We start from the raw sequence: 12,626 nt of genomic DNA, 5'->3' as shown, positions 1-12,626 counted from the left end.
CTTGCGGACATCTATCGGGTTAAGTACGTTGAGCCAACCCGAGACGGTGGCGCGCACCTGCGCCGGACATCAAGTGCATCATGCGCCGCGGGGGTCCCAGATCGCAGTCCAAAGACGCGCAGTGGTTCAGGGGAAGGGTTTGATCATGAGCAGAATCCGCTACCGCAGACTGGTGGCAGTCGCGCTGGTCGCAGGCATCGGATTGACCGGTGCCGCATGTTCCTCCAGCGACAAGAAGGACGACGGCGGCAGCAAGGCGAGCAGCTCCAGCGCCGGTACGCCCTTGGACCCGAAGACCAAGGTGACGATCAGCGTCGACTGCATGCCGCCCACCACCAAGAAGCCCGAGCGCAAGCAGTGGCTGGACGACATCGCCGAGTTCCACAAGACGTACCCGAACGTGACCATCAACAGCAAGGACACGTTCCCCTGCGAGGACACGGACAAGTTCACCGCCCAACTGCAGGGCTCGTCCGAGACCGACGTCTTCTACAGCTACGTCACGGACCTCAACCAGGTCCTCGACGCCGGCCAGGCCGCCGACATCACCGGCTACGTCAATGACAAGACGGTGCCGAACCTCAAGGACATCGACCCCAACGTCCTGGCGATCCTGAAGGACGACGGCAAGCTCTACGGCCTCCCGACGACGAACTACTCGATGGGCCTGGTCTACAACCGCAAGATCTTCAAGGACGCCGGCCTCGACCCCGACAAGCCGCCGACCACGTGGGACGAGATCCGCACCGACGCCAAGGCCATCCAGGACAAGCTCGGCAGCAAGGGCATCCACGGCTTCTTCGAGTACGGCGCGGGCAACCAGGGCGGCTGGCACCTGACTTCGGCGCTTTACGGCGCGGGCAACAACGTGGTCAGCGACGACGGCACCAAGGCGGCCTTCAACGGCCCCGAGGCCACCTCGATCCTGCAGACCATCCACGACATGCGCTGGGTGGACAACTCCATGCCGTCCAGTGCCGGCAAGGCGTGGGGCGAGAGCCAGAAGGCGATGGGCGCGGGCCAGATCGGCATGTACCTCGCCGCGCCCGACGACATCCAGCTGATGGTCCAGCAGTACGGTTCCAACTTCAACGACCTGGGCATGGCGCCGATCCCCGGCGGCAAGACCTCGCTGATGGGCGGCAACGACTACTTCTTCAAGAAGTCGGACTCCCCGGACCAGATCAAGGCCGGCATCGCCTGGATCAACTTCAAGTTCCTGACCCTGAAGAAGGGCCAGTTCAACTACGCGCGCAACAAGACCGACGGCATCCCGGTCGGCCTGCCGCAGCCCTTCTTCTTCACCGGCCAGTCCAAGGCCACGGACACCGCGGACAAGACCCAGTACGCGACCGTCCCGGTGGCGAACTACAAGTCCTACGTGGACGCGCAGGTCCCGGTCAAGGGTGAGCCGCCGAACGCGCAGAAGCTCTACACCGTGCTCGACACCGTGATGTCCGGCGTCCTCAGCAACAAGAGCGCCGACATCAGCAAGCTGCTCTCGTCCGCGGAGACGCAGGCGAACCAGCTGCTGGCCGCCGGCCAGTAACAGCGCAGCCCCCCCGCGGGGGCCGGTCGGCGACCGGCCCCCGCGGCGGCACGGAACTCACGCACCGCTTCCAGCCGAGGAGCCTTCATGGCGGCGACGACCGTCCCCGACAAAACAACCAGGCGCCACGCCGGGCGCGCCGCAGGTCCTCGGGCCCGAGGCGGCCGGGGCGGCATCAGCCGCAAACTGAGCCAGAACGTCCAGGCCTACGGGTTCCTGATCGGGGCGATCCTCTGCTTCGGGTTCTTCTCGTGGTATCCGATGGTCCGGGAGTTCATCATGAGCTTCCAGTCGACCAAGCGCGGTGTGACCAGCTGGGTCGGGTTCAAGAACATCAAGACCGTCTACCACGACCCGTACTTCTGGACGGCGTGGAAGAACACCGGGATGTTCACGCTCTACGCCCTGCTGCTCGGCTTCGCGGTGCCCTTCCTCGTCGCGATCCTGCTCAACGAACTGCGGCACGCACGGGCCTATCTGCGCATCCTGGTGTATTTGCCCGTCATGCTCCCGCCGGTGGCGGGCGCACTGCTTTTCAAGTACTTCTACAACCCCGAATACGGCCTGTTCAACCGCATTCTCAAGATATTCCACCTGCCGACGTCACAGTGGCTCGACTCGTCGCACACCGCACTGATCTCGGTGGTCGTCGCGGCGACGTGGATGAGCATGGGCAGCGCCACGCTGATCTACCTGGCGGCGCTGCAGAACATACCCGGTGAGCTGTACGAGGCCGCCGACCTGGACGGCGCGGGCCTGTGGAGCAAGATCTGGCACGTGACGATCCCGCAGACGAGGCTGGTCCTCTCGCTGATGCTGCTGCTGCAGATCGTGGCGACCATGCAGGAATTCACCAACGTCTTCCTGATGGCCGGCGGAAACGGTCCCGAGAATTCCACGATGACCGTGGTCTACATGGTCTACCAGTACGGCTACCACTACAACAACTTCGGTGGCGCGGCCGCGCTCGGCCTCTTCCTGCTCCTGGTGCTCGCCGGATTCTCCGGCCTGTACGCGCGGATCAACCGGAACAGCGACTAGGACGGATCACGATCATGGCAGATTTCTCTACCGCGAACCGGACGCTGATCTCGTCCGCGACCCTGGCGAGGCCCCGGGGAAAGGTCGTCTACTGGACCGTGCTGTCCGTGGTGCTCGTGGTCTTCACGCTGGTCTTCGTCGGACCGCTCTACTGGATGATCACCAGCGGCTTCAAGTCCGTGCACGAGGTGGTGCAGAACCCGCCGACCCTGGTGCCCAAGGACTCCCACCCGGCCAACTACAAGACGGCGTGGACCCAGCTCAAGCTCGCCAAGCTGCTGTGGAACACCTTCTACTACGCCTTCGGCGCGCTGGCCTTCCAGCTGGTCTTCGACGTGTCGGCCGCCTACGCGCTGTCCAAGCTGCGCCCGGTGATGGGCAACGTGGTGCTCGGCGCGATGCTGGCCACCCTGATGATCCCGTCGGCGGTGCTGATCATCCCGCAGTACATGACGGTGCTCGACCTGCCGCTGCTGCACCTCAACCTGATCAACCACCCCTGGGCGATCTGGCTGCCGACGGTGGCCAACGGCTTCAACATCTTCCTGCTCAAACGGTTCTTCGACTCGATCCCGAACGACCTGATGGCCGCGGCGGCCATCGACGGGGCCGGGCCGATGCGCACCCTGCTGTCGATCGTGCTGCCGATGTCCCGGCCGATCCTCGGTGTGGTGTCGATCTTCGCCGTGGTCAACGTCTGGAAGGACTTCCTCTGGCCGATGCTGGTGGAGCCCGACCCGGCCAAGCAGCCGATCAACATCGGCATCAACTCGCTCTCGCAGGGCGTACCGCAGAACGTGCTCATCGCCGCGCTCGCCATCTCCGCGCTGCCGACCCTGCTGATCTTCCTGCTCTTCCAGCGCAACATCATGTCCGGCCTGACCGCCGGCAGCCTCAAGGGCTGACCGGCCCATGACGCCGCGCAGCCTTCCGTAACGCTCCACCCCACAGCACTCCGCCGCCGGTCCCCATGCCCACATCCCCGCTTCCCGGGGCCGGCGGCGGGGTCCCACCTGCCCGAAAGGACGTTGACGTGGCAGACACCCCTCAGCCCGAGGCCGACGAGAACTGGTGGCGCGGCGCGGTCATCTACCAGGTCTATCCGCGGAGCTTCGCCGACAGCAACGGTGACGGGACCGGTGATCTCGCCGGTGTGCGGTCCCGGCTGCCGTATCTGGCCGAGCTGGGCGTCAACGCTCTGTGGTTCTGCCCGTGGTATCCGTCGCCGATGGCCGACGGCGGCTACGACGTCGCGGACTACCGGGACGTCGAGCCGGTCTTCGGCACGCTCGCCGAGGCCGAGAAGCTGATCTCGGAGGCCCTCGCGCTGGGTATCAGGACGATCATCGACATCGTGCCGAACCACATATCCGCCGCGCACCCGTGGTTCCGCGAGGCGCTCGCCGCCGGACCCGGTTCGGCGGCGCGGGAGCGCTTCTGGTTCCGCCCGGGACGCGGCGAGCACGGCGAACTGCCGCCGAACAACTGGCCCTCGCAGTTCGGCGGCCCGGCGTGGACCAGGACCACCGACCAGGACGGCGAGCCCGGCGACTGGTTCCTGAACCTCTTCGACTCCGAGCAGCCGGACCTCAACTGGAACGACCCGCAGGTCCGCGCCGAGCACGAGGACATCCTGCGCTTCTGGTTCGACCGCGGCGCCGGCGGTGTGCGCATCGACTCCGCCGCCATGGTGTCCAAGGACCCCGGCCTGCCCGACCTGACCGAAGAGCCGGGTGTGCCGCACCCGTACGTCGACCGGGACGAGCTGCACGACATCTACCGCGGCTGGCGGTCGATCGCCGACTCCTACCCCGGCGCGCGCATCCTGGTCGGCGAGGTGTGGCTGCCGGACGCGGAGCGCTTCGCGCGGTATCTGCGGCCCGACGAGATGCACACCGCCTTCAACTTCGACTTCCTGGCCTGTCCCTGGGAGCCGGCCCGGCTGCGTACGTCCATCGACACGACGCTGGCCGCGCACGCGCCGGTGAGCGCGCCCGCCACCTGGGTGCTGTGCAACCACGACGTGACGCGTACGGTGACCCGCTACGGGCGGGCCGACACCGGCTTCGACTTCGCCACCAAGGCCTTCGGCATCCCGACCGACCTGGACCTCGGCACCCGCCGGGCGCGGGCCGCGGCCCTGCTCACGCTGGCGCTGCCCGGCTCGGTCTACCTCTACCAGGGCGAGGAGCTGGGGCTCCCCGAGGTCGAGGACATCCCGCTGAACAAGCTCCAGGACCCGATGTACCTGCGGTCCGCCGACACCAATCCGGGCCGCGACGGCTGCCGGGTGCCACTTCCGTGGGGGGGTTCCGCGTCGCCGTTCGGGTTCAGCCCGGCCGGGGCCGCCGCAGAGCCGTGGCTTCCGCAGCCGGCCGACTGGGCGTCCCGTACGGCCGAGGCGCAGGCCGCCGACCCGGACTCGATGCTCTCCCTCTACCGTGCGGCCATGCGCCTGCGGCGCGCGGAGGCGGGGCTCGGCGACGGCACCTTCGAGTGGCTGGACTCCGCTCCCGGCGTGCTGGCCTTCCGGCGCTCCCCGGAGTTCGTCTGCGTCCTGAACCTGGCGGACTCCCCCGCGCAGCTCCCCGAGGGTACGGTGCTGCTGGCCAGCGGGCCTCTCGCGGAGGGGCGCCTCCCCGCGGACACGGCGGTCTGGCTGCGGGGCTGACCCATACCCTGGAGGGCGCCCGACAGGGGCGCGGGGAACTGCGCGACCAGCCGTCGACAAGCTGCACGTCGCCACCGTCCCAAAGGGGCTGTTCGGTCCGTTCCGGACCACCGGCCGGCGGGTGGTTGCGCGCGCAGTTCCCCGCGCCCCTGGGGGCACCCTCTCCCCGGGGCAGGGGAACCGCCCGTGTGATCCGGGCGACAGCGATTTCGTCTAGGTGACGATTAGACTGGGGCCGTGCCTCAACTACGACTCGCCCTGAATCAGATCGACGCCCGCGTCGGCGACATCGCCGGGAACGCCGAGTCGGTCGTGCGCTGGACCCGGCATGCGGCCGGGCAGGGAGCCCACCTGGTGGCCTTCCCCGAGATGATGCTCACCGGATACCCGGTGGAGGACCTGGCCCTGCGGTCGTCGTTCGTCGAGGCGAGCCGCAGCGCGCTGGTGGAGCTGGCCGGGCGGCTCCAGGCCGAGGGGTTCGGCGAGCTGCCGGTCGTGGTCGGCTACCTGGGCCGCAGCCAGGACGCCAGGCCGCGGTTCGGCCAGCCGGCCGGCGCCCCGCAGAACTGCGCCGCGGTGCTGCACCGCGGCAAGGTGGCGCTGCGGTTCGCCAAGCACCACCTGCCCAACTACGGCGTCTTCGACGAATTCCGCTACTTCGTTCCGGGCGACACCATGCCGGTGATCCGGGTCCGCGGGGTCGACGTGGCGCTGGCGATCTGCGAGGACCTGTGGCAGGACGGCGGCCGGGTTCCCGGCGCCCGCGCGGCCGGCGCCGGCCTGCTGCTGTCGGTCAACGCCTCGCCCTACGAGCGGGACAAGGACGACACCCGGCTCGACCTGGTGCGCAAGCGGGCCCAGGAGGCCGGCTGCACACTGGTCTACCTGGCGATGGTCGGCGCGCAGGACGAGCTGGTCTTCGACGGCGACACCATCGCGGTCTCGCCGGACGGCGACGTGATCGCCCGTGCCCCGCAGTTCGCCGAGGACTGCGTGCTGCTCGACCTGGAGCTGCCGGCCGCGCCCGCCGAGGCCCCGTCCGGCCGGGTGGCCGACGGCCTGGAGATCCGCCACGTGACCCTGTCCGAGGAGCCGGTGGCGCCGTACGCACCGCAGTTCACCGGCGAGGTCGCCGAGCGGCTCGCGGACGACGCCGAGGTCTACGGGGCGCTGGTCACCGGCCTGCGCGCGTACGTGGAGAAGAACGGCTTCCGCTCGGTGCTGATCGGCGTGTCCGGCGGTATCGACTCGGCCCTGGTCGCGGCCGTCGCGTGCGACGCGGTCGGCGCGGACAACGTCTACGGCGTGTCGATGCCGTCGGCCTACTCCTCCGACCACTCCAGGGGCGACGCGGCGGAGCTGGCCCGCAGGACCGGGCTGAACTTCCGCACGGTCCCGATCGCCCCGATGTTCGACGCGTACATGGCGTCGCTGTCGCTGACCGGGCTGGCCGAGGAGAACCTGCAGTCCCGGCTGCGCGGGGTGACGCTGATGGCGATCTCCAACCAGGAGGGCCACATCGTGCTCGCGCCGGGCAACAAGAGCGAGCTGGCGGTGGGCTACTCGACCCTCTACGGCGACTCGGTGGGGGCCTACGGCCCGATCAAGGACGTCTACAAGACCACCGTCTTCCGGCTGGCCCGCTGGCGGAACTCGGTGGCGCAGGCCAAGGGCGAGACGCCGCCGATCCCGGAGAATTCCATCAGCAAGCCGCCGAGCGCCGAGCTGCGCCCCGGCCAGGTCGACACCGACTCGCTGCCGGACTACGACGTGCTCGACCGCGTCCTTGAGCTGTACGTGGACCGCGACCAGGGCCGGGAGGCGATCGTCGCGGCCGGCTTCGACGCGGATCTGGTGACCCGCATCCTGAAGCTGACCGACACCGCCGAGTACAAGCGGCGGCAGTACCCGCCGGGTACGAAGATCTCCGCGAAGGGCTTCGGCAAGGACCGCAGGCTGCCGATCACCAACCGCTGGCGCGAGGGCGAGCCGTCCTGACCCCGGCGCCGGGCGACTGCCGCTTCTGGCGGCGCCCGGCTCGTGCGGCGGCCGGTCCGCCCGCAGGATCGTCCTGACGGAGCCGAGCGGCGGCACGGGCCCTCGGCCGCCAGGAGGAAGGCGGAAGTGGACGCGACCGGCGGGTGCGGCAGCGGTGCGCCCCCGCGCGGCCCGGGGCGGCGGAGCGTGCTGTCCGCGGCCGTCGCCGGGGCCGTCACGGTGGCGGCGGCCGGCTGCGACACCGGCCCACCGGCCCCGCCGCACCGCGTCCGGCCCGCCCGCTCCGACGACTGGCGCATCACCCCCGAGGGTCCGCAGGACGCCATCGAGGGCTACACCGACAAGGCCAGCGTCCTTCCCGGCGAGCAGGTCGGGCTGCACGTGTCCACGACCGCGGACTCCTTCCGCGCCGCCGCCTTCCGGGTGGGGTGGTACGGCGGCAAGCAGGCCGCGCTGGTGTGGACCTCGCCGTGGGTCCCCGGCCGCAGGCAGCCGCGCGGCCGCCTCGCCGTGCCCACCAGGACCGTGACGGCCGGCTGGGAGCGCAGCCTCGACGTCGACACCGGCGGCTGGCCGGAGGGCGCCTACCTGCTGGTGCTCACCGCGGCCAGCGGCCACCAGCGGTATGTCCCGCTGGTGGTCCGCTCGGCCGGCGCCGCGGGCCGGACGCTGATCATGCACGCCCCCACGACCTGGCAGGCGTACAACGACTGGGGCGGCTACAGCCTCTACACCGGCCGGGACGGCACCTACGGGCACCGGTCGTACGCGGTGTCCTTCGACCGGCCCTACGCGGCGAGCGGCGCCGAGAAGTTCCTGGTCTACGAGCGGGCCCTGGTGGTGCTCGCCGAGCGCCTCGGCCTGCCGCTGGCGTACACGACGGGTGTCGACGTCCACCGGGACCCCGGGGTGCTGCGCGGCGCGGCCACGGCCGTCTCGCTCGGGCACGACGAATACTGGACGCCGGAGCAGCGCGCGTACGTCACGGCGGCGCGGGACGCGGGCACCAACCTGGTCTTCCTGGGCGCGAACTCCTGCTACCGGCGGATCCGCCTGGAGGAGGGACCGGACGGCGGCGCCCGCACCGTGGTCTGCTACAAGACCGACTACCGCCTCGACCCCTACCTGGCGCTGCACCCGGCGAAGCCCACCAACGACTTCCGCGCCCGGCCGGCCCCCGACCCCGAGTCGGCGCTGACCGGGGTCATCTACGAGGGCTTTCCGGTGGACGCCCCCTATGTGGTGGAGAACGCCGGCCACTGGATCTTCGCGGGCACCGGCGCCGCGCGGGGCGACCGCTTCGAGCACCTCGTCGGCGACGAGTACGACCGGGTCGACCCGGGCTTCCCCGCCCCGGCGCCGGTCGAGGTCCTCGCCCACTCGCCGCTGGTCTGCCAGGGCCGCGCGAGCCACTCGGACTCGGCCTACTACACGGTGCCGGGCGGCGCGGGTGTCTTCGCCACCGGGACGATGCGCTGGGTGGAGGGGCTCATGGCGGGCACCGGCCTGGACGGCGGCGACCACGGGATGGACGACCGCACCCGGCTGTTCGTCACCAGGGCCACCGAGAACGTGCTCACCGGCTTCGCCGCGGGGCCGGCGGGCCGGTCCCGGCCCGCACCGCGGGACAACGTGCGCCTGCTGTACGGGAGCTGACCGCACCGCGCCGGATCGGGCCGGCTACCGCGGCAGTTGGAGGCGGGCCGCGATCGGGAGGTGGTCGCTGCCGGTCCTCGGCAGGGTCCAGGACGACCGGGGCTCCGCGCCCTTGACCATGATCTGGTCGATCCGTGCCATCGGCAGGCCGGCCGGCCAGCTGAAGCCCATGCCGTTGCCCGCGGCGCCCTGGGTGGAGCGCATCTGCGAGGTGACCGACGCCAGCGCCCGGTCGTTCATGGTGCCGTTGAGGTCGCCGAGCAGCACGACGCTGTGCAGCGGCTCCGCCGCGATGGCCTCGCCGAGCGAGTCGGCGGCGCTGTCCCGCTGCCCGGCGGTGAAACCGGCGTCGAACTTCACCCGCACCGACGGCAGATGGGCCACGTAGACGGCGACCTTCCCGTCCGGCATGCTCACCGCGGCCCGCATCGCCCGCGTCCAGCCCATCTTGATGTCCACCGGCCGCACCCCGCTGATCGGGTACTTGCTCCACAGCCCGACCGTGCCCTGCACCGAGTGAAAGGGATACGCCGCCTTGAGATCCCGCGCGTACCGGGGCGCCTGGCTCTCGGCCAGCTCCTCCAGCGCCACGACGTCGGCCCCGGCGGCGACCAGGTCCCGCGCGGTGCCGTCGGGGTCCGGGTTCTCGGCGTTGACGTTGTGCGTCACCACCGTCAGGTCGCCGCCGGACTCGGACTTGTCGATGAGCAGCCCGCCGAAGAGGTTCAGCCACACCAGGGACGGCAGCAGCAGCGCGATCAGGGCGGTCGTGGAGCGCCGCAGCACCGCCAGCACGAACAGCACCGGCAGCGCCAGGCCGAGCCAGGGCAGGAACGTCTCCAGCAGGCTGCCGAGGTTGCCGATCCGGTTGGGGATCGTGGAGTGCGAGAACAGCACGACGGTGAGCAGCACGCTCGCGGCGGCCAGCACGATGCCCCGCCGCCACATCCCGGCGGGGCGCCACCAGCGCAGGAAGCGCTCCAGGACCCGGTCCCGCCCACCGCCCCGCGCGGGCTCCGGCGTGCCGTCGCCGCCCGCGGCCGCGTCCGTGCTGCTCTGCGCCTGGGTCATGAGGATCCTCGCTGCCTTGCCGGGTGCTCTGCCGACCCTATGGGATCGATATGTGAACCGACGGCCCCCGCCCCCGCACGGGTTCCCCCCGCGCCCCCATATCACCCTGCTTGTGACAGAACGCTTACCTGCGGATTCCCCTCCGGGGAGGGGTCCCGGCAGGCGCGGCGCCCGAGGGCCTGTCTGGCAAACAGCGTCGTCCGCCCCCTTGGGGCGGGGCTGGCGGAGTCTGGTGCGTGCGATCGCAAGGCGGAGGGTGGGGGGTGGGGGCACCTCCCGGGCCGCCAGGCCCAGGGGGACAGAGCGCAGCGGGCCGCGCCGACGACCGACAACGCTGGGGGCACCTCCCGCCGAAGGCAGGGGGAGAGCGTGCGTGCCAGGCCCCGCCGGCCAGACGGGATTTGCCAGACAGGTCCTACGGAGGCGGGTCGGGGGCGATGCCGCGCAGGATGAGGTCGACCACCCGCTCGGAGAGGCCCTCCTCCAGCGGGGCGTCCTGGTGGAAGGCGGTGCGGACGAGCATCGGGCCGGTGACGAAGTCGACCAGCACGTCCAGCTCCGAGCCCAGTTCCGCTCTGACCGCGCCCAGGGCGATGCCCCGCTCCAGCAGCCGGCGGAGCGCGGCACGCCTCGTGGCGATGACCGTCTCGTGGTAGCGCCGCCACAGCTCCGGGTTGTTCTGAACCTGCGTCAGCATGTTGCGCAGCATCGCGGAGTCCCGCTTGGCCAGGCCGCGCCGACGTATCGTCTCGACCGCGACGACCAGGTCGTCGCGGAAGGACGTGCCGGGCAGCACCGGCAGCGCGGGGCTGTCCACGGCGGCCATCGCGTCGAGCAGCAGCGCGTCCTTGCTCGCCCACCGCCGGTAGACCGTGGCCTTGCCGACGCCGGCCTCGCGGGCGATGCCCTCCATCGTCAGGTCGCCGAAGGGCGTCCCCTCGGCGATGAGCCGCAGGACGGTCTCGACGACCTTGTGGCCGACGGCCGCGTCGCGCGGGCGTCCGCGCGGCACGGCCGTCGTATCCGGTCCGGTCACTGCTCCGCCCCGGCCATCGTCAGTTCCGTCTCACCGCCGGGCTCGGCGGCCGCGGGCCTGGCCTTGCCGGGCAGGAAGACCACCACCACCAGCGCGCCGACCAGGGCGACACCTCCGGAGGCGGCCGCCGTGACGTGCATGGCGTGGATGAAGGCCTGGTGGGCGGGCTCGACCAGGCCCTGCCCCTTGGGGCCGAGCTTCGCGGCGACGCCGAGCGTGGCCTCGACGGACTCCCCCGCGGAGTGCCGGGCGGGCGCGGGCAGGCCGCCGAGGTGGCTGTTGATGCCGTTGCGGTAGACCGTGGACATCAGCGAGCCCAGCACGGCGACGCCGATCGCCCCGCCGACCTGGCGGAAGACGTTGTTTATCGCGGAGCCAGAGCCGGCCTTCTCCCGCGGCAGCGACGACATGATCATCACGGTGGCGGGCGGCATGACGTGCGCCATGGACGTGCCCATCAGGAAGAACAGCACTTCGAGCACCCAGATCGGGGTGTCCGCGCCGAGCAGCAGGAAGCCCAGGAAGGACACGCCGGTCATCGTCATACCGGCCGCGCAGACCGCCCGCGCGCCGAACCTGTCGACCAGCAGCCGCGCCCTGGGCGCGAAGACCATCTGGGCCGCGGCCAGCGGGAGCAGCAGCAGGCCGGACTGCAGGGCGCTGTAGCCGCGTACGGACTGGGTGTAGAAGACGATGAAGAAGGTCACGCCCATCAGTGCGAAGAAGACCAGGCCGATGGCGGCGACGGAGGCGGAGAACTGCCGCTTCTTGAAGTACGTGACGTCCAGCGCCGGGTGGTCGCTGCGCTTCTCGAACCAGACGAAGCCGGCCAGGACCAGCACACCGCCGAGCACGGTCACCCACACCTCGGGCTTGGTGAAGTCGCCGGCCTGACCGCCCTTGATGATGCCGTAGATCAGCAGCACCAGGCCCGCCATGGACACCAGCACGCCGACCGGGTCGAGCTTGCCGGGCCTGGGGTCCTTCGAGTCCGGGACGAGGACGAACATCGCGATGAGGCCGGCGATCACGATCGGCACGTTCACCAGGAAGACCGAGCCCCACCAGAAGTGCTGGAGCAGCAGGCCGCCGGTGATCGGCCCGATCGCGATGGCCAGGCCCACGACGCCGGCCCAGATGCCGATCGCCTTGGGCTGCTCCTCGCGCTGGAAGACGTTCATGATGATGGCCAGCGTCGCGGGCATGATGAAGGCGCCGCCGAAGCCCATCAGGCCGCGGAAGGCGATCAGTTCGCCGGCGGACCCGGCCGACGCCGACAGCGCGGAGCCGATGCCGAAGACCAGCATGCCGAAGAGCAGCACCTTCTTGCGGCCGAGCCGGTCGCCCAGCAGGCCCGCGGTGAACAGCAGGCCGGCGAAGACCAGGGTGTAGGAGTTGATCGCCCATTCCAGCTGGCTCTGCGTCGCGCCGAGCCCGGTCGGTTTCGGCTGCGCGATCGTCTTCATCGCCACGTTGAGGATCGAGTTGTCCAGCACCACGACCAGCAGGCTGAACAGCAGCACGGTGAGGATCGCCCAGCGCCGGCGGTGTACCGCCTCAGGGACGGTGAAAGTCGGGTTGTCGGCCATGTTTGCCAGCGTAGG

The 12,626-nt window shown here is 70.5% G+C and carries 9 protein-coding genes; 6 read left to right on the top strand and 3 right to left on the bottom strand.

Annotation, left to right across the window (positions count from 1 at the left end):
* The first annotated feature begins 145 nt into the window (after positions 1-145).
* The 6 genes from OG900_29565 (at position 146) to OG900_29540 (ending at position 8,915) form a co-directional block, all read left to right on the top strand.
* On the top strand, positions 146-1,549 hold the full coding sequence (locus tag OG900_29565) for an extracellular solute-binding protein (GenBank protein WUH93856.1): 1,404 nt from the start codon (positions 146-148) through the stop codon (positions 1,547-1,549).
* 87 nt (positions 1,550-1,636) lie between these two features.
* Positions 1,637-2,590, top strand: a complete 954-nt coding sequence (locus tag OG900_29560) for a sugar ABC transporter permease (protein WUH93855.1) — start codon at positions 1,637-1,639, stop codon at positions 2,588-2,590.
* A 14-nt stretch (positions 2,591-2,604) separates the two neighbouring features.
* Positions 2,605-3,495 carry a carbohydrate ABC transporter permease gene (locus OG900_29555; GenBank protein WUH93854.1) on the top strand — a complete coding sequence of 297 codons (891 nt, stop codon included), beginning with the start codon at positions 2,605-2,607 and terminating at the stop codon, positions 3,493-3,495.
* 128 nt (positions 3,496-3,623) lie between these two features.
* Entirely contained in the window at positions 3,624-5,261 is a 1,638-nt protein-coding gene (locus OG900_29550; protein WUH93853.1) for a glycoside hydrolase family 13 protein, read from the top strand.
* Between the two features lie 237 nt (positions 5,262-5,498).
* Positions 5,499-7,259 (top strand): NAD+ synthase, encoded by a 1,761-nt coding sequence (locus OG900_29545; protein WUH93852.1) that lies wholly within the window; start codon positions 5,499-5,501, stop codon positions 7,257-7,259.
* A gap of 126 nt (positions 7,260-7,385) precedes the next feature.
* Complete coding sequence (locus tag OG900_29540) at positions 7,386-8,915, top strand: hypothetical protein (protein ID WUH93851.1); 1,530 nt, start codon at positions 7,386-7,388, stop codon at positions 8,913-8,915.
* Between the two features lie 24 nt (positions 8,916-8,939).
* Here OG900_29540 and OG900_29535 read toward each other — a convergent pair whose 3' ends face one another.
* From OG900_29535 to OG900_29525, 3 genes are all read right to left on the bottom strand, one after another.
* The gene (locus OG900_29535) at positions 8,940-9,986 is read right to left on the bottom strand and encodes an endonuclease/exonuclease/phosphatase family protein (protein ID WUH93850.1); all 1,047 of its coding nucleotides are present in this window, start codon (positions 9,984-9,986) and stop codon (positions 8,940-8,942) included.
* A 415-nt stretch (positions 9,987-10,401) separates the two neighbouring features.
* Positions 10,402-11,022 carry a TetR/AcrR family transcriptional regulator gene (locus tag OG900_29530; GenBank protein ID WUH93849.1) on the bottom strand — a complete coding sequence of 207 codons (621 nt, stop codon included), beginning with the start codon at positions 11,020-11,022 and terminating at the stop codon, positions 10,402-10,404.
* Complete coding sequence (locus tag OG900_29525; protein ID WUH93848.1) at positions 11,019-12,611, bottom strand: MFS transporter; 1,593 nt, start codon at positions 12,609-12,611, stop codon at positions 11,019-11,021. The genes OG900_29530 and OG900_29525 overlap by 4 nt, the downstream gene beginning before the upstream one ends.
* Positions 12,612-12,626: the final 15 nt, after the last annotated feature.

Origin of the sequence: Streptomyces sp. NBC_00433, from assembly GCA_036015235.1 — a bacterium.
GTDB lineage: Bacteria > Actinomycetota > Actinomycetes > Streptomycetales > Streptomycetaceae > Actinacidiphila.
This window is presented reverse-complemented; position numbering and strand designations above follow the sequence as displayed.

What these genes read in the sequence shown, in the direction of transcription:
- OG900_29525 (WUH93848.1), bottom strand. Translation starts at nt 12,611, where the DNA reads ATGGCCGACAACCCGACTTTCACCGTCCCTGAGGCGGTACACCGCCGG.
- OG900_29560 (WUH93855.1), top strand. Translation starts at nt 1,637, where the DNA reads ATGGCGGCGACGACCGTCCCCGACAAAACAACCAGGCGCCACGCCGGG.
- OG900_29565 (WUH93856.1), top strand. Translation starts at nt 146, where the DNA reads ATGAGCAGAATCCGCTACCGCAGACTGGTGGCAGTCGCGCTGGTCGCA.
- OG900_29535 (WUH93850.1), bottom strand. Translation starts at nt 9,986, where the DNA reads ATGACCCAGGCGCAGAGCAGCACGGACGCGGCCGCGGGCGGCGACGGC.
- OG900_29555 (WUH93854.1), top strand. Translation starts at nt 2,605, where the DNA reads ATGGCAGATTTCTCTACCGCGAACCGGACGCTGATCTCGTCCGCGACC.